Here is a 17,642-nt window from a genome sequence, read left to right as displayed (position 1 = left end):
TTGTTCGAGTCTCGCTGGGTAGGTACTAAAAACTACTGGTTGCACCATGACGTCTGGTCAAATATGTTGACACAACCTTTTGCAATGCTAGCAAAGCAAAATAGCTACTCCCTCAAACTGGTGAAGACTATAAACGCATAGAGCTAGAAAAGCAATTTGCAGTACGTAGACTAATCCGTAATTTGCTAATTTAGCAAAACCGTTGACAAACTTTTGTCCATAAATGAGTTGAACGACGCCGCTACGTGGTGTGATCACCAAGGGATTCTGTCGTATCTTAATTACTAAGCGATTCATGGGTTTTGAAAACGGAACACATCAACAATTTGTTGTCTAAAATCACCCACTACGTCGAAGTAGTGGCACTGTTCTTCAGAGTTGTGGTTAGATAAGGTGGCTGCTTTTTGTTCAGTTTTAGTTAGTTGTGTTTCGCCCCATGAAATCTGGGTGCCTGAACTTTTTATGCTTGAGTAGTTTGGTATCCGCGTGTTATGAATTTCTGAAAATGCAGCGTTGTTATGGGGCATGTGTTCTTGAAATACTACATCGTTCAAAGGGATCTCCTCTGCGACTCGGTTGGCATAAGTCACTAGGTTGGGTTCGGCAAAAGTATATAACCACGCTTCTTGGTTTATCCCTTTGTTTATCCTGAGAATACGCCCCAAGATTTGCCTGAAGTAAAGCTCTGTTTTAACCTTGCTAAGGTGGCAGCACACTTGAAGCCTAGGGATATCTGTCCCTTCGCTAATCATTCCCACACTCACTATCCAATCGGAATCGCTGCTTCTGAAGTCATCGATGATCCCTGAAGGGGCGTCATGCTTGTAAGTGACAAGAACCGCCTTTTTATTAAACTCTTCGGAAAGCATTGAGTGTATTCTTATCGCGTGCTCAACAGATGCCGCTACCACTAACCCTGCGGCGTTTGGTTTCTTTTCCTGAATCGCATCTAGCTTCTTTAAGCCTAATTTTATCAGGTATCTTATGCAGGTATCGTCGGTGATGATACTTTGATAGTAGCCAAAAGGTTCATCCAGATATTCACGGATGGATGAGAAGTGGCGAGTTTCTGAATCGTTAGATTTTGCAGTGATCATTTCGTTGTCGACTAAGACAATACTGGGTAAGCGACATACTTTATCTTTAACCGCTTGGCTCAACCCATAGACGTAGTTACATTCAATTTCAGCCGTGTTGATGTTGTAGCTTGATAGGCTTACCGGTGCTTTATCAGAACGCCATGGCGTACCAGTTAATGAAAGTGTGTATCGAGCGTGGGATTGTATGTGTTGAATAACTTTTTCACCCCATGCGTTTGCCTCTGTCATGTTGAGCCCCGCGCAATGATGAATTTCATCAAGGACAACCAGGACTCGGTGAGTTTGTAGCAAAGACCAAAAGTAGTCATCAAAGTACTGCAAACCTTGATAGGTATACGAGGCACCTAACGCTCCAATCGCGCCATCAAAACGACAGTTCAGGTGATTCTTAAAGGTATAGGCTAATCCCTGCGATATGGCGGTTGAAGGTGAAAAGCAAAGGACAAAGTCGATAGCTTTTTGTTCAAGTAGCCGAGAGGCAACTTCTGCCGCCATGACTGACTTTCCAGCCCCAGGCGTTGCAAGACAGAGGAAGTGAGACTGACCTTTCTGATAGTGATGCAGGGCCAGTTCGACGCACTCTGATTGCCACTGGCGCAAAGCTATCATGATAGTGCTAATGCCATTTTAATTGCTCTTATCTGACCAACCAATTTCGAACTTTGAATCTTGGTCTTGCTCCTTACATCATGTAAGCCTTCTTTTAAATGAGGGAACTCAGAACTAAGACCTTGATAGGTTTCAAACTCATGTAAGCAGGCTAAAAAGTCACTTTCACATTGCTCTAATCTTTCTTGAAGAACCGTTTTAGGCGAATTTGATTTGCTTTCATAAGAGCTGTTATGGTTTTCGCTGACTTTGATAGTGCTGTTGTTTTTCGAGAGTTCCCAGGTTGTTTTTGAAAACAGCTCAGTCTTTTGATACGTCACTTTTTTGGTGCCTTTAACGCTTACTTTACACAGTAGCTGTTTATTTTCTAGGCGTAGGATATGTCGGTACACCAGTCGTCTTGCTGCAGCTTTATCTAACGTAGAACCAGCGAGAGCCAGGTACCGATCCCTAAGTTCTAATACAGAAAAATCATCAAGTTGATCCTCAATGAGAATTTGATAGAGAAACGGAATTAGGTGAATTGGTTTACTGGACATTTTGTTTACCGAAATTTCGAGTGGGATTTTAAATGCGGATTATAGTCCGTGGCTTTATATGCCGCAAGTAAGGATAGTTTTCATTTTAGCTTGGATTAAAAATGAAAGACTTAGCGGTTAAATTTGGCTCGAAATTACGTGAGGTACGTAAAGAAAAAGGCATCTCTCAAGATAAACTCGCGCTCATTGCTGATATAGATAGAAGTTACGTTGGCCGCATTGAACGTGGTGAAGTGAATATTACACTCGAAAAAGTCTATGGCTTGGCACAAGCCTTAGAATGCAATGTTGTTGAGTTGCTGCCAGCGCAATAGCTAAAAGAGTATTCATACCATTCAAGAATCGCTGCGGTTGTCGTTAAGTATCTTGTATACGCTGTTTCTTGAAATGCCTAGCATACTAGAGATCTGTGTAATTTTTTGATGCTCAGAATGCATACTGATGACTTGTTGCTTTATTGCGTTCGAGAGTGGTTTCCTACCTTTGTATTTTCCAGCGGCTTTTGCTGCCGCGATCCCTTCAAGTTGACGTTCACTGCGAATGTTTAATTCAAACTCGGCAAAGACGGCCAACATATCGAGAAACGCTTTGCCGGATGCTGAATCTGTTGAGATAGGTTGTTCTAAAGCGGTCAGTAGGATTTGCTGCTCGTTAAAGGTTTTGACCATCTGCTGCAAATCTAGAACAGACCTGGCGATGCGATCGATTCTTGTAATGACGAGAGTGTCTCCGGCTCTTAGGTATTCCATTAGATCCACCAAACCTTGACGTTTGATGTTTGACCCCGTCGAAGTATCAGAGAAGATTTTGATACAACCTGCTTCCGTGAGTTTCTGAATCTGGAGATCTAATGATTGCTCTGTAGTGGAAACTCGTGCGTAGCCGACCTTGCTCATTGAATTTGCTCATTTAGCATCTAGACTTATTGAACATAGTGTCATTTAAAGTGTTTATCCACTCTAAATGAACATTATTGAGAAGCGATGAGTTTGTTGAATTAGGGTATACCTTAAATGAAGGCTTGCAGCCGCATGATGTGGAAGCTACTCGTTTAGAAAAGAGGAGACGTCATGAATTTTCGAGATCCTGAGCTTATTCTTGTTAAGCGTTTTCGTGGCGGAAAGAAATCCTATTTTCAAGTGAATTCATTTGATACCGAATGCGTGTCATTACAGGATATAGAACATGGCGAATGCTTTTGCTTTAAACGAGCGCAGTTAGAAAGCCACATTAACAGCGGCCTTCTTATCGCAACGGTCAAAAATAATGTTCCTGACGTTTTATTCATCAATGCTGTTAAAAAGAAAACAAAACCTGTAGCCGTTGGCAAGAAAGCAGCGAATGAAATGGAGGTAGAGCGTCGATATTTCTATGTGCACAAAGTACTGGATTCGGATCTTCCTGCATTGTCAGCAAATCGGTTAACACCTTGGATTAGCAAGGTAGCAGCAGAAATCGAAGATGAATCCCCACCATCATATAAAACACTCACCCGATGGCTTAAAGCGTTTAATGAATCGGGATGGAAAAAAGCGTCGCTGCTCTCACGTCATCATAATAAAGGTAATCACTCCAATCGACTGCCCCCTGAAGTAGATCAATTACTATCTCAGGTTATCGTTGAGCATGCTAGGTCTTCAGTGAGAGTTAATATAGGCAAAGCACATCGAGATTTTATTGAGCGAATGGAACGGCTGAATGAGCGTCGATGCAACGAAGGGCTACCGATGCTTACTCCGAGCAGTTATGAAACTACGTTGCAGCGTTTCAGAAAGTGACCATCTGGTTGTTTATTTTTGTAGCCTTATAACGGGATGAACAATGAACTTTAGCGACCCTAATCTTATTCTTGTGAAGCGCTATCGAGGCGGCAAGTGTTCTCATTATCAGGTAAGTGATGTGAGCCGAACTGAAATTACCATCAAAGACATCGAGCATGGTGGGCACTTTTCCTTTGCAACACGCCAATTAGAATCCCATATACAAAAAGGCCTGTTGGTTGCTGTCATTAAAGATGCTCTCCCTGAAACGGTATTTGTTAACCCTGTAGGCAAAAAGGCTAAGTCCCAGAAAGCGAGCCGAGAGTTAGAATACGAAAAAACAATGGAAAGGCGCTATGCGTACGTAAGGGGAGTATTGGACTCTGATGTTCCGGCGTATACCGAAAAGCGACTGGTTCCGTGGCTTGCTACATTTTCTGAAACTATTGAGGATGCAAATCCACCAAGCTGGCGAACGCTAGCAGAGTGGGTCAGTGTGTACGTGAAATCAGGTTGGCAAAAGAAAGCCTTGAAACCTGCTCACGCGCGTAAGGGTAATCGAACACAATATTTGGATGATGAGGTTGAGAGGCTTTTATTGAAGGTTGTTAGGGACCACTCATTAAAACAAATCAGAGTGAACTATACGCAAGCGCATAATGATTTCTTGAAGCTTGTGGATGATCTCAATCGATCGAGAGTTAAGCAGGGTTTGAAACCAGTTAAAGCGAGCAGTTACCGCACAACGGTTAACCGATTTCAACGGTAGTATAGTGATAGCCATATGTACTAATCTGATACCTATTTAAAATTAAATAAAATCAAAGGCTTAATTGGATTGGTATCCAGTGTGCTATAAATTTCTAACTTGTTGCAAGCATCACCTTAAAAAAGCCGCTCTTTATGAGCGGCTTTTTGCTATCTGATGCTTTCTAAAGTGAACACAGTTCGCAATTAGTTTAGTCCACACTGCATACCAAACTATTCGTAAATGCTGTATGAAAAATACTTACTTGCGATTTTTTGATGCTGACCATTGTCGATCAAGCGCTGGATACCGTCATCAATAAGATCTTTGAGTTCATTATCTTGTTTTCGTACCGCGACACCAATACCACGCCCGAACCATTTTTCTTCTGTAAATTTAGGACCCGTAAAGTGGTAGTCCTTACCTTGCTCCGTTTCAAGAAAGCCCGTATTGAGTCCCATAGAACCACCAAACACGCTATCTAGGCGCCCGTTGAGTAAATCGGTAAAGGCTTCGTCGAATGATCCATAACGCTTGATATCTACATTTGGGTAGATCTCGGAAAGGTATTTGTCACCAATGGTAGTGCGCTGAACTCCAATTGTTAGTTCATTTAAGCTGCCGTCATCCATATTGATTTCACGCCCTTTTTCCATGACAAAACGAGTGGGAACTTTAGCGTAAGGCATCGTGAAGTTAACTTTCTTTTCACGTTCTTCGGTAATTGTCATAGCCGCTATAATTGCATCGTTTTTACGGCTTAAAAGCGAAGGGATAATCCCGTCCCAGTCAGTTTTTGAGATGATACATTTTACTTCTAATTCGACACACAAGGCGTTGGCTAAATCGACTTCAAACCCCTCTAATTCACCATCTTGCGTTGTCCAGCTGAATGGTGGGTATGCTCCTTCCACCGTAAATCGGATTTGCTTCCAATCTTTTGCGTAAGTAAATACTGAGAAAACACTGACGAATACAACAAATATCCACTTCATTTTTATTTCCTTATAGTTTTAATGGATAAGTTGGTTAATCAAATGTTAAAGAATATCAATGTTAATGCATATCATTGTGAGCAAAGGCATTAGATAACTTCTGGAACTCTTGCTTCCCAAACTAACTACACGACTTTTTCTTATCTAAATTTCTATTTATATCTTTCATAAACAGTAGCTTGCTGTACTTCTCGCAAGATCTTTAAGATACTCACCTTTGATTTATGTTGCATCTGAAACAAAAATCAATACAATGAGCGCATTATTTTGTTGCAGGTGAAACATTATGGCTAATAAAGCGTATCAATGGATGCTCTATCTAACACTTGGCACCAGTGCCTTGTTTGCTCTTTTCTTGGTGGCAAGTGACAACCTTGCGCCGTTCACAACTCAAGCTCAATTGCACATTCCAACCAGCCGTATTGCTGCAGAAGTGTCGGCGCCAGTGGTGGAGTTGGCTGTTAAGAATGGTCAGGATGTAAAAAAAGGGGAACTGCTAGTTCGCTTAGATCCAACTCGTTTTGAATTGGCGTTAACTCAGGCTGAAGCGGCTTTGGTTGAAGCAGAGCAAAGCTATGAAGCAAACAAGCAGCACTTGCATGGCGCGGAAGCGACGTTACGTCAGCGCCAACACGAAGCTCTGAATGCCGAGAGAAAATTGAAGCGTAACCAGCAATTGATTTCGAGAAAACTTGTTAGCCAAGAAACGCTAGACGATAGCCGATCGGACACGATTGTAAGACAGCAAGCCGTCGAAGCTGCGCAAGCCGATATTGAGCAGATAAAAGCTGAGCTTGAGAAAAGCAGCGACAACGGTGCTTTGGCTGTTGCTCGAACTCGCGTTGAACTGGCGCAATTGGATTTGGGCAAAACGACAATCGTCGCGCCTGTTGATGGCGTAATCAGCAATCTCAACCTTAACTCAGGAACCTATGTTGGCGCTGGCAGCCCCGTTTTGTTTTTGGTTGATCGCCAGCATGCTTGGATTAACGCAGACTTCAACGAAAAGGGCAGTGCAAATCTGACTGCGGGAACAACCGTTCGTTTGGTGTTTGATGCAATGCCTGGTGAGGTGTTTGAGGGAAATATTCAAGGTCGTGAACTGGCTATCTATGATGCGAGCAGCGACAACAGCGGCCTCGCGAAAGTCGTGAATGATGATCGCTGGATTCGAGACCAACAAAAAGTGCGTACACAAGTAACGTTGCCGTCACTTGATCACTCATTGTTCTCAGGCTCTAAAGTGAGCGTGATGGTGGTGCCTGAAGCGACGTTTTGGGATGTGATCGGAAGTGCATGGATGGAAGTGCTAGCTCGCATTCGTTACCTAGTTTAACTGTGCTCTTCAATCATCGACTAACTGACTACCCACTGACGAAATAACGATTTACGACCTAAGAGGCAGATTATGAATAACGAAGTTCGAGGCCCGATTAACTGGTCTGAAGTAGCTTGGATCAGCGCTATCGTGTCTTTGGGTATGTTGGCTCAACTTTGGCTACAGCTAGGTGTTGCGGCGTACCTCGCTCTTTATCCGGTAATGGCGGCGACCAAGATTAACGACTACTCAGTGAGAGGTATGCTCAAAGCGTTTCTCCCTATCTTGGGTGTCGCTTGTGTGGCTCTGCTTGTCGATCAGTTATTTGCCTCACACCCGGCAGTGGTTTGGGGGATCAGTTTATGGGTATTTGATTTAGCAAGAAGGTGGGCCGACACGCCTGCCAAACTTGGGAAAATCTACATCCCATTGCTCAATTGGTTTTTGGTGATTGTGTTTGCACAACATGGCCCAATGCCGATGACGGACTGGGTTCGCGATATAGCAGTGAGCATGGTGACGACCATGGTTGTGGTGAGATTTGTGATGCTGTTCTTAAAGCCGCCCAAAGCGATGTCGCCGCTGCCAATGCAAAGTGTTCCTGTGACGTACCAGCAGCGAGTGATATATGTGGTCATGCTTGGAGTTGGTTTAGCATTTTTGATGATGGTCGATTTGATTGCCGCGACGTTCTGTATGATGCCTGTGATTATTGCGGCTGCGCAAAGTGAACGCATGAACTATCAAATGGTGGTGAAAAACTGTTTACAAGCCCACGTTGGTGGTTGTGCATTGGCGTTGGTCTTCGTAACCTTGTTAGCGGGGCAACACTCCTATAATTGGGTGTATATCATTGGACTAACAAGCTTGGTGACCATGATAGCAATTTGGATCAGCGGCAGTCGTGGTGGCGTGCGAGGTATGCATACTGAAGCGATGTTAGGAACTATGCTACCATTGCAACTCTATGTTTCAGCAACCGATCTTGGTTTGCAAGATACCTACTTTCGTGCAGAGTTAATGTCCATCGTGTTGGTATTATTAGTGGTCTGCCAAGGAATTATATATGGAAAATCAACCAGCATTATCCATCACCGGAATTGATGCACTCGACAGCAATCCTATGTTCTTAATGGGCTTTGCTTACAAACAGTTTCGAGCTCAAGTCACCGCTGAGATGGGCACCACTTCGGGCATTTCTCTAGAGATGTTTGGTGCGCTTCGAGTGTTAGATAAGCATGGCAAAATCACTCAGCAAGAGTTAACCAATTACTTGCTTCGAAATCGCTCTGTGACCAAGCGTTTGGTTGATAACGCGATTAAGCTGAACCTTATTGAGGCCAGCAAGAGTGAAACGAACAAAAAGGTAAAACTTCTTTCTTTAACGGAAGAGGGCAAGAAGCTTGCCGAATATTGTGAGCCTATGGTCGATAGTATCAGCGAGCAGTTTCAGAGTGCGTTGAGTGAAGACGAATCCAAGCAGTTACAGACCTTGTTGGCTAAGCTTGTAAAAACAGACCAATTCGTCGACTGATTATGCGATCGAAGGTGTGGGTCTAATAACAATCGAATAAAGAGTAAGTGACATGACATACAAAATATTAGCGATGCTAATGATTAAGCTGTTGTTTACGTTTCGTGGCAGTAAACCTACGTCTAAAATCCCCGCCTCTGACTTTGATGCCGAACGCTTCGCTGGTACATGGTATTCCGCTTGTTTTATCCCGCATCCATTGCAATCAAAGCTCGGTTCTTTGTCGTTTAGCTTTTTATTTGAATCTGACGGTAATCTTAAGCTGACAACTCGAGGCTATAACGCGAAAAAGAATGAGTGGAAGACCAAAGAACAAGCCGCAACATTTAAGGGCTCTCAAACCGAAGCGTGGTTTTCAGTCGAAGCGAATAGCCCTTATGAGAAGCAGAGAAAGGTAATTTTCTTGAATGAAGATTACACTCAGGCTTTGTTGGTGGGTCCTACCAAAAATACCTTACAGATCTTGTATCGCACTGCAGAGTTCACCAAACAAGACTTAGACTCGCTGATTGAACGGGCGCAGAGCATGGGTTTTAAAACCAGTAAGCTAGTTCGTGTGTCACAACATATCAATGATGTGCCTTAACAATAAAGTAAGTTCGGCTAGTCCTGACTAGGTAGCTCGGCTAATAAGCAAACAACATTGCTAACCCGTTCTAATTCGCAGGCAACACAACGGCAGACGCTTCTTCCTCTGAATCTTCTTTGTCTTCGACTTGTTCAGCTACCCAATCAATTGTCTTTGTTAGATAGAGCTTATTGGTTTCAGTATCACACCAACTCTTCGACAATCCTCTTCGATTAAACTCGCTGCCAATGGCCGCCAATGTTTGGTTACTCGAGCGCCCGTAATATAAGGTGTCGCACAGTTGCAGGTTCGACATTGATTGTGGGTATGTATTAACCGACGAGGAGTTCATGCTTAGTGCTTTGGATTGATTGTGCGTGCAGCCTGTAAGGCTTAAGAAAAAGATCAATGCTAAGGCTTTCTTCATAATATCTCTGGACAGTTACCAATAGTTGGTGGGGATTATGAGCATGATTAAGTTACTGATTTGTCAATTCTTCGCCAAGTACCTAAACAGCATGACTTTACTCGCAATTAGAGCGCGTTATTGAGTTGTTTAATTCCTCGGTCAAAAGCGCATTAATCGCCAAATGCGCAATTTTGTACAAAAGCTGAAAGAGACTATAGGGTAGACTGATAAGTCGCTCGATAATCAACAGGCTTGGGAATTGTTATGGAGAACAAGAAAAGCTCTAAAGAAAAGGCCGAATATAAGATAACGGAAGAACTCGGCGGCCTTGAAATTCTTAATGCTGAATATGAAAAGCAGAACTTCTCACGCCATAGCCATGAGGGCTACACGCTGGGAGTCATCGAGCAGGGCGCTCAGCGTTTCTATCGAACGGGCGGGCATCATATTGCGCCACAAGATGCGATTATTTTGGTCAATGCCGACGAAGTTCATAGCGGTCACTCCGCTACTGAAGGCGGTTGGGCGTATCGAGCAATGTATCCACTCCCAGAACAACTTGCCAAGATCACTCAAGAGCTTAACCTACCGAACTACGGCGCGCCTTATTTCCCAAGAGCGGTTGTTGAAGACCCTGAACTCGCTAATCAATTGAGATTAGTCTTTAACACGATCGATGAATCCGACAATCGCCTGTTAAGAGAGACCTTGATGTATGGGATGTTGGTTAAGCTGATTAGCCGACATGGAAAATCGCCGCTTAACCCTCAACTCGATGGTAAAACTCAGCGTCAGCTCGTTCTGGTTAAAGAGTTCTTAGATGATTTTCCACAAGCCGATGTTTCCCTAGACGAACTATCTAAGTTAGCGGCATTGAGCCCGTTTCACTTAGTGCGTTCTTTTCAAAAAGAGTTTGGTCTTCCGCCACATGCGTATCAAATCCAATCTAGGTTAAGGCTTTCGCGTAAGTTATTGAAACAAGGACATACCATTTCAGATACCGCGCAAGAGTGTGGCTTTCACGACCAAAGCCATTTTCATCGACACTTCAAAAAGGCCAATGGCTACACGCCGGGGCAATACATCAAAATGCTCTAAACTTGCATGGCTAAGGCATGGCCAACTTGTGTTAAGTACGGGCAAGTGCGGCAAACAGAGGGGCATGAAATCGAGCAAGTTTGTACAATCGAACCGACTCAACTCCTCTTACATTGAATCGCTAATGTGAAAAGAGAAAAGAACTATATGGATAGTGAAAGAATGGATAGACGAACACAGTTATGGAAGGGCGTTTTAGCGGGAATGCCCTTGAGCATTGCGGTGATCCCTTGGGGAATTCTAGCCGGTTCATATGCGATAGATGCCGGATTGAATCAACTTCAAGCGCAAGCGATGTCGGCTATTTTATTTGCTGGCTCAGCGCAACTTGTCGCCGCGGGTATGTTCAAAGCGGGTATTGGTTTAGGCACTATGTTGTTGACCACACTGTTCATCACCTCAAGACACTTTCTGTATAGCGTATCGATGCGTGACAAAATTAGCCATCTTCCTGCGCGTTGGCGTCTATTACTCGGATTTTGGCTCACCGATGAGCTGTTCGCGATTTGTAGCGGGCAGTCTCAGCAAGAGTTTAATCGTTGGTATGCCGCGGGTGTAGGTGGAGGTTTTTACCTTGTTTGGAATATCGCGAGCTTTGTTGGCATTGTCGCGGGAAGCCAAATCCCGTCACTCAATGAAATCGGTCTCGACTTCGCGGTAGCCGCAACGTTTATCGCGTTGGTTTTTCCATTAATCCGAACTCTACCCGTCGTGGTGTGTGTGGTTGTTTCATTGGTCACCTCGGTCGCGATGTCGGTCAACAATGTTGAAGGCGGGCTGATGATTGCAGCGATTGCTGGCATGTTAGCGGGCTTTTTCAGCGAGTCATTTCAAGAACGAAACAATAGCAATAAGCCAATCGTGGAGGGTAAATAGAGATGATTTGGTTAACGATATTCCTCATGACTGCGATTGTTTTCTTTAGTCGGTATCTGTTTCTTGAGCCTGCAATCCCGCTTCGACTCAATCAAACCGCAAGGCGCCTATTGCGCTATTCAAGCCCAGCGGTGCTGACTGCGATTTGGGGGCCAATTGTATTTGCTCCTGAACAAACATTTTGGCCAAGCCTTGAAAACCCATACTTGATAGGCGCGGTGGTGACTGGCTTATTGATTTGGAAAACAGGCAATGTGCTACTAACGATCGGCGTTAGCATGGCGGTGTTTTTGTTCTATAACCTTGTCGCGGTTGATTACCTTTTCTCGTGAGCTTCAACTTCAATGTCAACTTAGGCTTTGTGTTTCTCCTATTATTTAAGGGCTGTATAAATATGATTACTTGTTATGTTCGATATGTGATTGATCCTAAAAAGGTAAATGAGTTTGAGGCATACGCAAAAATGTGGATTCCACTGGTCGCTAAATTCGGGGGCCAACACAATGGTTATTTCTTACCGTCGGAAGGGGCGAACAATATTGCCTTGGCGCTGTTTACCTTTGAAAGTTTGGCTGCCTATGAAGAGTATCGGATTAAATCGTTGAACGATGCTGAGTGTATTAAAGCGTTTGAATTTGCAGACGAAGTTGATTGCATCGTGAGTTATGAACGCAGCTTTTTTAGACCTGTTTTAGAGTGATAGACCTTGCAACGTATAGCGTGGTGGCATCTAATGTACTGATTCACTGTTTGTGTATTTAGGTTTTGGTAAGGAGTTAGTTTGGCTAAGAAATATTATGTGGTTTGGAAAGGTCGCACACCGGGTATTTTTACCACTTGGAACGAGTGTAAAGCGCAAGTCGATGGCTTTGCTGGTGCGAGATATAAATCGTTTCCAACACTAGGCGAGGCTGAGTCTGCTTTCGGTGGTAAAACGTCGTCTGCGTCAGGTTCTACAGCGACAAAGCCAAGCTCTGCGGGTAAGGCGACGAAAGTGAAGGTGCCGCCTCTTTCGGAGCAGCAAATCACAGATATGCCTTTTGATATCAAGATCTTTACCGATGGTGCTTGTGAGCCAAATCCTGGTGAAGCGGGGACGGGTTTAGCGGTATACCAAAACAACCAATTAACAGAATTGTGGTATGGCTTGTATCAGCCTGTTGGTACCAACAATACCGCCGAATTACATGGGCTTAAGCAAGCGTTTATTCTCGCAAAAGAGAAGCTAAACGCGGGCCTCTCTGTTGCGATCTATTGTGATTCTAAGTACTCAATTGATTGTATTACTAAGTGGGCAACGGGTTGGGAGAAAAAGGGCTGGACCAAGTCTGGCGGTGAGATCAAAAACCTCGATATTATTAAGCCTGCGTATGCGCTCTACCAAGAACTGGCTTCAAAAATCACCATCTACCATGTGAACGGACACGTTGGTATTGAAGGTAACGAATTGGCCGATAGAATGTCGATTGTGGCTATTTCATCGAAAGAGCAACAACTCGCTCAATATCGTGATATCGAAGATCTTGAGTCTATTTTGGCGCTGCGAGCAGGCTAGCTAGGCTTCTTAATGGAAAGTTACTGAAAGCCTAAGGCGCCACCAATGGGCAGTGCTAAGACGAGCGTTACATTTCAAATCAATGTAGCGCTCTTTTGTTTTTGTGGTGCTCCGTTTTCTTATGGTGCTTAGTTTTTAATGGTGCTGAGTTGTTCTTGTGATGCTCAGCTGTTTGAGTTAATCCTTATTGAGCTGGGTTCTCTATCCAACGAGATAATTGCTGAGCTTGTTTGATCGAATTAAAACTGTCTTTCACTCTCTCACGTGCCTTTAACCCCATCGATGCTTTATCGTTACTGCTTAGCTGCGCGAAACGCTCAATCGCTTCTCTTAATTCTTCCACGTTCTTTTCGCTAACCACAAAACCTGTCTCTGGTGAGACGATCTCTTTGCATCCCATGATGTTGGTGGTAATGACTGGTGTTCCCACAGCCATCGCTTCTTTTAAAACCAGAGGCCCTGTATCCACACATCCGGTTTCGGAAAAACAGAAGGGCGCGATTAGGCTGTCATAGTTCGATAGTTTTTCTTTTACCCATTCGTGAGGTTTCGCTCCAAGAAAGGTCACGTTTCGAGCAAGTCCTTTTTCTTTGACCTGCAATTTTAACTGTTGCTCTAAATCGCCAGTACCGATGATATCGAGATGAATGTCGAGAGGTTCGGCAATCGGCGCCAATGCATCAATAAGATGGTGGATGCCTTTTTGCTCCACTAATCGGCCAAGGAAAACAAAGCGAAGTTGTTTCGTTTCGGTTTTTGGGTTGAGTTGGAATTGTTTAGTATTCACTCCGCAGTGCAGGAGCTTAATGTTTCCTTTCGCCATGGTATTGAAGTCAGCGAGCATGTCTTTACACACTGCAACCACAAAATCACTCGATGAGATTTTATGTTCAATGTCATAAGCGAACTCGTAAACATCATGACCATGAGCAACGAACGAACAGGTGATATTCAGCAGCTTTGCCGCGACGATGGCGTGAGCAGTGGTGTGCTGACAGAAATGCGCGTGAACGTGTTCGACGTCGTTTTCCGCGAGTTGCAGCGCTAATTTAAACCCATAAGCGAACAGTGACTTTTTGGGCATGCTGGTTTGCTTAGAAATAAATGAGACAGCCTTGATGAAACCTATCCAGTTAATGCTGGCGACTTTACCCTTCCGAACATTTTTACCTATTTCGACAATGTCGTAGTCGAACTGTTTTTCACTGTTTTCAATTTTGAACGTCATTACACACACATCGTGCCCACACGCTTTCACAGATTCGACTTCTGTTTGAATGAAGGTCTCACTGAGTACTGGGTAGGTTGGCGCCACAAATGCTACTTTCTTCATTCCTTACTCCTCAAATCCATATGACTAAAGCTATCAAGCCAAGGTAATAACCAATAAAGCAAGATACGAACCAAGTTCGAATCGTAGCTTTGGAGGGCTTTCTGATTGCTTTTCGAAGGTTACCCCTTAAGAGGTGGCTCGTTTTCTCAAATTGATAATCAAATTGGAGTTGCAGTTTTTTTGAACATCTGTGTTTGGTCGTCATTTTGAGAATGGACGCGTAGGTGACTGATATAGAGGTGATTTTGTAGTAAGACACTCTCGGCATAGAACATGCAACGTCAGCCATATAACGTATAAATCTGAGGGTGTCATTATGGCTAAAGTAAGTGTTGTTATTCCTACCTACAATTGTTTGGATTACCTGCCGAAAGCGATTGGTAGTGTACTAAAGCAGACTCATCAAGATGTTGAGCTGATTGTCATTGACGATAACAGTAACGATGGAACGTCGACGTATCTTGCTTCTATAGACGATGAACGCATTATTACGTTGTCCACATTGGGTGTTGGTGCGCCTCAAGCGAGAAACCTAGGGATTGAAAAGGCGACCGGTGAATACATCGCTTTTTTAGACGCAGACGATTTCTGGTTTCCTGAAAAAATTGAGCGCCAACTCGAATTTCATCAACGTTACCCTGATCTCGCGATGAGCTTTACTAACTACGAGCATCTTACTGAAGATTACCAAGTAATAGTCGACTGCTTTAGTTACTGGTCGCAGTTTCAAGATCAAGATGAGCTGTTCATCAATATCGAGAACCCGTTGGAGTTCATCATAGAAAATAACGTGATTGGAACATCAACGGTCATGGTGAAAGCGGATGTGTTTTCTCAAACAGACAGTTTCAATGCTGACATCAAGTATGGGGAAGATTGGGAACTGTGGCTTCGAATGAGTGAAAACCATCAGATCGGTGTGTTGAACTCGGTGCAGGTTGGCTACTTGATGAGAGCGAGCTCTGTTACCCAAACTGAAAGTCTTAAATTGAGAAATTTGCAGTCTATAGAGACTATTCTTCAACATTACCAAAATGACAGTCAACGATGGAATCTACCCACTTCTAGCTTCAAAATCGCAAAGGCGAGAATACTGGAAGGTTATGCTGACTATTATCGAGGTTTACAACAGAATAGACAGGCTATTGCCTACAGTTTCCGTTCTTTGGTCATGTCACCTCAAAAACGCACATTGCGACACCTAATTGGAGACTGTAAAAGTTTCCTAAAGCCAGCTTGGTAAGGAAAAGGTGACGACTATGGGTTCTTTAAAGCAGTCGGCTTACTACGCCATCGGTATATTAATGATGAAAGGGATTTCATTGGTGATGATCCCGTACATTACGCACAATATGACGTTGGCAGAGTATGGTTCCTTAGAAGCCATTGTCTTGCTGGCAGACATTGGGACGATATTGTTCAGCTTCGGTATTGTCGATGCCATGTATCGTTATGTGGGTGTCGCCGAAGGTGATGAAAAGCAAAAGCTCGTCTCGAACTGCTTCACATTGAGCGTGCTGGTGTGCGTGCTTGGGGGCGCCTTGATTGCCCTCAGTATGCCGTTGTTAATCTTAATGTTGCCAGTTGAATTCCAGCCTTACCAGATACTGCTTCTGCTTATTCCTACCATGCTCGATGGGGCGATTTCTATCCCGCTAACGCTGATGCGTATGAACGCGATGGCGAAACGTTTTTGCATGCTCAATGTGTTGAAAGCCGGTGTTCAAGCCATCATGACTTTTGTTTTGCTTGAGGCTGGATACGGTATAGATGGCGTGTTGATTTCAGCTGCGGTATCCAGTGTGTTGCTAATGGTTTGTTTAGTGCGTTATCAATGGCAAGAGATGGGATCTTTTGGTTGCTTCAAATACTCGGCGAAGATCTTAAAATTCGGACTGCCCGTTCTGGTTGGCGGTGCATCAATGTATATGATCATGGGGCTCGACCGCTGGGTAATGGCAAGCTTCGTCGGTGTCGAAGAACTCGCGATTTATGCGGTTAGCGGAAAGTTCGCGTTGATTCTTGGTCTGTTGTTGCAGCCTTACGCGCTTTGGTGGTTTCCAAACCGTGTGGCGATGCTTCAACAGCCGGGTGGCAGTAAGATGTGTGCCGATAGGGCGTTAGTCGGAGTGAACCTCGCCATTGTTTTAGGTTCGTTGATGATTCTAACGGTACCCGGATTTATTTCTCTCATTTTACCGAGCAGTTATCATTACGCGGGGGCCATTGTTGTTGCGCTGCTTGCGATTAGCGTTATCAAAAATGCAGGTGATTATCTTAACCTTGGTTGTTTCAGTGGCGATTCGAGTCAATCTCAAATGTGGATTCAAGGTGGATGTGCGGTCTTGGCGGCCATTGGTTATTTCACAGTGACGCCTATTTATGGCGTGTGGGGTGTTGTCGCGGTTCTTTGTGCAACTTATGTTGTGCGGCTCATGCTTCTGTATGTTGTAAGCCAAGCGATGGAACAATTACCTTATGAACACAGCAAGTGGGTAACCGCAGTTAGCATCGCATTAGTAGCGATAGCAAGTGATCAACTTCTGGGATTGGTGTTGGTTGATGTCCATGACTTTATTCTTGGATCGGCTGTTGGTGTAATCGCGCTGGTGGCCTTTGTTAAATACTCAGTGATCGTTGTCCCGCAAGCTCTGCTCGACAAGTTGATGCTGGGTAAGCAGTCTCACGCAAATTAAAATAAAACACTGTTCATAATGTGTGAGATTCGATAGTATTTATAAATTCAATGAATGCCATCAATGGAAAGATACATGAACAAGTGGATTGTGCTCTCAGCTCTATTCTCAACCTTATCGTACGTTTCGTCTGAATTGTCTAACCACGACGTACTCACTCAGCACTTTGACGTTCCTGAAGCTATCTCCTTAGAAAATCAAAACAGGGTATGTAATAGCCTTGTTTGTAGTTCGGTGTCTGCGCCAAAACCTGTTCCTGCTGTTGGCGACTTCCCAGAGCGAGAATCAAACCCAACGATAGATACAATTGCGAGCGCTATCTATTTCGTCGGTGAGATTGGTGTCGCCGAAAATCTAGCGACACCCGAGTACGAACAGTTTTTTGAGAACTGATTGAAAATTTACTGTATAGATTTGGTGCTTATTTTTTATGCAGTTACAAAAGATATGAAATGCTGTTATAAACGATAAGACCTTGTTTAAGGATTTTATAATCACGGCATT

General features: G+C 43.8%; 21 protein-coding genes. 15 read left to right on the top strand and 6 right to left on the bottom strand.

What is annotated here, in order from left to right; genetic code table 11:
- Nucleotides 1-293: 293 nt before the first annotated feature.
- Both AB6D58_RS14775 and AB6D58_RS14770 read right to left on the bottom strand, forming a co-directional pair.
- Nucleotides 294-1,709 (bottom strand): DEAD/DEAH box helicase, encoded by a 1,416-nt coding sequence (locus tag AB6D58_RS14775; protein WP_170963076.1) that lies wholly within the window; start codon nt 1,707-1,709, stop codon nt 294-296.
- Nucleotides 1,706-2,248, bottom strand: coding sequence for a hypothetical protein (locus AB6D58_RS14770; RefSeq protein ID WP_102393846.1), 543 nt, complete (start codon nt 2,246-2,248; stop codon nt 1,706-1,708). Before AB6D58_RS14770 ends, AB6D58_RS14775 begins: the two co-directional genes overlap by 4 nt.
- 101 nt (nt 2,249-2,349) lie before the next feature.
- On the opposite strand from AB6D58_RS14770, the gene AB6D58_RS14765 reads away from it, so the two are divergent.
- On the top strand, nt 2,350-2,562 hold the full coding sequence (locus AB6D58_RS14765; RefSeq protein WP_102393847.1) for a helix-turn-helix domain-containing protein: 213 nt from the start codon (nt 2,350-2,352) through the stop codon (nt 2,560-2,562).
- Between the two features lie 21 nt (nt 2,563-2,583).
- Here AB6D58_RS14765 and AB6D58_RS14760 read toward each other — a convergent pair whose 3' ends face one another.
- Nucleotides 2,584-3,144, bottom strand: coding sequence for a recombinase family protein (locus AB6D58_RS14760; RefSeq protein WP_102393848.1), 561 nt, complete (start codon nt 3,142-3,144; stop codon nt 2,584-2,586).
- Between the two features lie 174 nt (nt 3,145-3,318).
- Between AB6D58_RS14760 and AB6D58_RS14755 the strand changes: the two genes are divergently transcribed.
- Both AB6D58_RS14755 and AB6D58_RS14750 read left to right on the top strand, forming a co-directional pair.
- On the top strand, nt 3,319-4,026 hold the full coding sequence (locus AB6D58_RS14755; protein ID WP_136978159.1) for a helix-turn-helix domain-containing protein: 708 nt from the start codon (nt 3,319-3,321) through the stop codon (nt 4,024-4,026).
- A 43-nt stretch (nt 4,027-4,069) separates the two neighbouring features.
- The gene (locus tag AB6D58_RS14750) at nt 4,070-4,777 is read left to right on the top strand and encodes a hypothetical protein (RefSeq protein WP_102393850.1); all 708 of its coding nucleotides are present in this window, start codon (nt 4,070-4,072) and stop codon (nt 4,775-4,777) included.
- 212 nt (nt 4,778-4,989) lie between these two features.
- Here AB6D58_RS14750 and AB6D58_RS14745 read toward each other — a convergent pair whose 3' ends face one another.
- A complete protein-coding gene (locus tag AB6D58_RS14745; protein ID WP_372157650.1) occupies nt 4,990-5,751 on the bottom strand; it encodes a transporter substrate-binding domain-containing protein in 762 nt (253 codons plus the stop codon).
- A gap of 286 nt (nt 5,752-6,037) precedes the next feature.
- Between AB6D58_RS14745 and AB6D58_RS14740 the strand changes: the two genes are divergently transcribed.
- The 4 genes from AB6D58_RS14740 to AB6D58_RS14725 all read left to right on the top strand — a co-directional run bounded on the left by AB6D58_RS14740 (nt 6,038) and on the right by AB6D58_RS14725 (nt 9,189).
- Nucleotides 6,038-7,087 carry an HlyD family secretion protein gene (locus tag AB6D58_RS14740; RefSeq protein ID WP_372104581.1) on the top strand — a complete coding sequence of 350 codons (1,050 nt, stop codon included), beginning with the start codon at nt 6,038-6,040 and terminating at the stop codon, nt 7,085-7,087.
- Between the two features lie 72 nt (nt 7,088-7,159).
- Nucleotides 7,160-8,173: a DUF2955 domain-containing protein gene (locus tag AB6D58_RS14735; RefSeq protein WP_017070267.1), complete on the top strand. Its 1,014-nt coding sequence runs from the start codon at nt 7,160-7,162 to the stop codon at nt 8,171-8,173.
- Nucleotides 8,136-8,603 (top strand): MarR family winged helix-turn-helix transcriptional regulator, encoded by a 468-nt coding sequence (locus AB6D58_RS14730; protein WP_017062227.1) that lies wholly within the window; start codon nt 8,136-8,138, stop codon nt 8,601-8,603. The genes AB6D58_RS14735 and AB6D58_RS14730 overlap by 38 nt, the downstream gene beginning before the upstream one ends.
- Nucleotides 8,604-8,655: 52 nt before the next feature.
- A complete protein-coding gene (locus AB6D58_RS14725; RefSeq protein WP_372157649.1) occupies nt 8,656-9,189 on the top strand; it encodes a lipocalin family protein in 534 nt (177 codons plus the stop codon).
- A gap of 70 nt (nt 9,190-9,259) precedes the next feature.
- Here AB6D58_RS14725 and AB6D58_RS14720 read toward each other — a convergent pair whose 3' ends face one another.
- On the bottom strand, nt 9,260-9,598 hold the full coding sequence (locus AB6D58_RS14720) for a hypothetical protein (protein WP_017631023.1): 339 nt from the start codon (nt 9,596-9,598) through the stop codon (nt 9,260-9,262).
- Nucleotides 9,599-9,844: 246 nt separating this feature from the next.
- On the opposite strand from AB6D58_RS14720, the gene AB6D58_RS14715 reads away from it, so the two are divergent.
- The 5 genes from AB6D58_RS14715 (at nt 9,845) to AB6D58_RS14695 (ending at nt 13,109) form a co-directional block, all read left to right on the top strand.
- A complete protein-coding gene (locus AB6D58_RS14715) occupies nt 9,845-10,678 on the top strand; it encodes an AraC family transcriptional regulator (RefSeq protein ID WP_372157646.1) in 834 nt (277 codons plus the stop codon).
- A gap of 147 nt (nt 10,679-10,825) precedes the next feature.
- Nucleotides 10,826-11,554 (top strand): AzlC family ABC transporter permease, encoded by a 729-nt coding sequence (locus AB6D58_RS14710; protein ID WP_372157645.1) that lies wholly within the window; start codon nt 10,826-10,828, stop codon nt 11,552-11,554.
- A gap of 2 nt (nt 11,555-11,556) precedes the next feature.
- The gene (locus tag AB6D58_RS14705; RefSeq protein ID WP_029235401.1) at nt 11,557-11,886 is read left to right on the top strand and encodes an AzlD domain-containing protein; all 330 of its coding nucleotides are present in this window, start codon (nt 11,557-11,559) and stop codon (nt 11,884-11,886) included.
- 62 nt (nt 11,887-11,948) lie between these two features.
- Complete coding sequence (locus AB6D58_RS14700) at nt 11,949-12,254, top strand: NIPSNAP family protein (RefSeq protein ID WP_017070270.1); 306 nt, start codon at nt 11,949-11,951, stop codon at nt 12,252-12,254.
- A gap of 81 nt (nt 12,255-12,335) precedes the next feature.
- The gene (locus AB6D58_RS14695; RefSeq protein ID WP_372157644.1) at nt 12,336-13,109 is read left to right on the top strand and encodes a viroplasmin family protein; all 774 of its coding nucleotides are present in this window, start codon (nt 12,336-12,338) and stop codon (nt 13,107-13,109) included.
- A gap of 184 nt (nt 13,110-13,293) precedes the next feature.
- Here AB6D58_RS14695 and AB6D58_RS14690 read toward each other — a convergent pair whose 3' ends face one another.
- Complete coding sequence (locus AB6D58_RS14690; RefSeq protein WP_372137628.1) at nt 13,294-14,442, bottom strand: glycosyltransferase family 4 protein; 1,149 nt, start codon at nt 14,440-14,442, stop codon at nt 13,294-13,296.
- Nucleotides 14,443-14,758: 316 nt separating this feature from the next.
- Between AB6D58_RS14690 and AB6D58_RS14685 the strand changes: the two genes are divergently transcribed.
- From AB6D58_RS14685 to AB6D58_RS14675, 3 genes are all read left to right on the top strand, one after another.
- Complete coding sequence (locus AB6D58_RS14685) at nt 14,759-15,685, top strand: glycosyltransferase (RefSeq protein WP_017062218.1); 927 nt, start codon at nt 14,759-14,761, stop codon at nt 15,683-15,685.
- Nucleotides 15,686-15,701: 16 nt separating this feature from the next.
- Complete coding sequence (locus tag AB6D58_RS14680) at nt 15,702-17,138, top strand: lipopolysaccharide biosynthesis protein (RefSeq protein ID WP_017067059.1); 1,437 nt, start codon at nt 15,702-15,704, stop codon at nt 17,136-17,138.
- Between the two features lie 75 nt (nt 17,139-17,213).
- Nucleotides 17,214-17,531 (top strand): hypothetical protein, encoded by a 318-nt coding sequence (locus AB6D58_RS14675; RefSeq protein ID WP_372157643.1) that lies wholly within the window; start codon nt 17,214-17,216, stop codon nt 17,529-17,531.
- Nucleotides 17,532-17,642: the final 111 nt, after the last annotated feature.

The organism is Vibrio sp. 10N.239.312.D08, assembly GCF_041466145.1.
Taxonomy (GTDB): domain Bacteria; phylum Pseudomonadota; class Gammaproteobacteria; order Enterobacterales; family Vibrionaceae; genus Vibrio; species Vibrio crassostreae_C.
This window is presented reverse-complemented; position numbering and strand designations above follow the sequence as displayed.

What these genes read in the sequence shown, in the direction of transcription:
- AB6D58_RS14775 (WP_170963076.1), bottom strand. Translation starts at nt 1,709, where the DNA reads ATGATAGCTTTGCGCCAGTGGCAATCAGAGTGCGTCGAACTGGCCCTG.
- AB6D58_RS14770 (WP_102393846.1), bottom strand. Translation starts at nt 2,248, where the DNA reads ATGTCCAGTAAACCAATTCACCTAATTCCGTTTCTCTATCAAATTCTC.
- AB6D58_RS14765 (WP_102393847.1), top strand. Translation starts at nt 2,350, where the DNA reads ATGAAAGACTTAGCGGTTAAATTTGGCTCGAAATTACGTGAGGTACGT.
- AB6D58_RS14760 (WP_102393848.1), bottom strand. Translation starts at nt 3,144, where the DNA reads ATGAGCAAGGTCGGCTACGCACGAGTTTCCACTACAGAGCAATCATTA.
- AB6D58_RS14755 (WP_136978159.1), top strand. Translation starts at nt 3,319, where the DNA reads ATGAATTTTCGAGATCCTGAGCTTATTCTTGTTAAGCGTTTTCGTGGC.
- AB6D58_RS14750 (WP_102393850.1), top strand. Translation starts at nt 4,070, where the DNA reads ATGAACTTTAGCGACCCTAATCTTATTCTTGTGAAGCGCTATCGAGGC.
- AB6D58_RS14745 (WP_372157650.1), bottom strand. Translation starts at nt 5,751, where the DNA reads ATGAAGTGGATATTTGTTGTATTCGTCAGTGTTTTCTCAGTATTTACT.
- AB6D58_RS14740 (WP_372104581.1), top strand. Translation starts at nt 6,038, where the DNA reads ATGGCTAATAAAGCGTATCAATGGATGCTCTATCTAACACTTGGCACC.
- AB6D58_RS14735 (WP_017070267.1), top strand. Translation starts at nt 7,160, where the DNA reads ATGAATAACGAAGTTCGAGGCCCGATTAACTGGTCTGAAGTAGCTTGG.
- AB6D58_RS14730 (WP_017062227.1), top strand. Translation starts at nt 8,136, where the DNA reads ATGGAAAATCAACCAGCATTATCCATCACCGGAATTGATGCACTCGAC.
- AB6D58_RS14725 (WP_372157649.1), top strand. Translation starts at nt 8,656, where the DNA reads ATGACATACAAAATATTAGCGATGCTAATGATTAAGCTGTTGTTTACG.
- AB6D58_RS14720 (WP_017631023.1), bottom strand. Translation starts at nt 9,598, where the DNA reads ATGAAGAAAGCCTTAGCATTGATCTTTTTCTTAAGCCTTACAGGCTGC.
- AB6D58_RS14715 (WP_372157646.1), top strand. Translation starts at nt 9,845, where the DNA reads ATGGAGAACAAGAAAAGCTCTAAAGAAAAGGCCGAATATAAGATAACG.
- AB6D58_RS14710 (WP_372157645.1), top strand. Translation starts at nt 10,826, where the DNA reads ATGGATAGTGAAAGAATGGATAGACGAACACAGTTATGGAAGGGCGTT.
- AB6D58_RS14705 (WP_029235401.1), top strand. Translation starts at nt 11,557, where the DNA reads ATGATTTGGTTAACGATATTCCTCATGACTGCGATTGTTTTCTTTAGT.
- AB6D58_RS14700 (WP_017070270.1), top strand. Translation starts at nt 11,949, where the DNA reads ATGATTACTTGTTATGTTCGATATGTGATTGATCCTAAAAAGGTAAAT.
- AB6D58_RS14690 (WP_372137628.1), bottom strand. Translation starts at nt 14,442, where the DNA reads ATGAAGAAAGTAGCATTTGTGGCGCCAACCTACCCAGTACTCAGTGAG.
- AB6D58_RS14685 (WP_017062218.1), top strand. Translation starts at nt 14,759, where the DNA reads ATGGCTAAAGTAAGTGTTGTTATTCCTACCTACAATTGTTTGGATTAC.
- AB6D58_RS14680 (WP_017067059.1), top strand. Translation starts at nt 15,702, where the DNA reads ATGGGTTCTTTAAAGCAGTCGGCTTACTACGCCATCGGTATATTAATG.
- AB6D58_RS14675 (WP_372157643.1), top strand. Translation starts at nt 17,214, where the DNA reads ATGAACAAGTGGATTGTGCTCTCAGCTCTATTCTCAACCTTATCGTAC.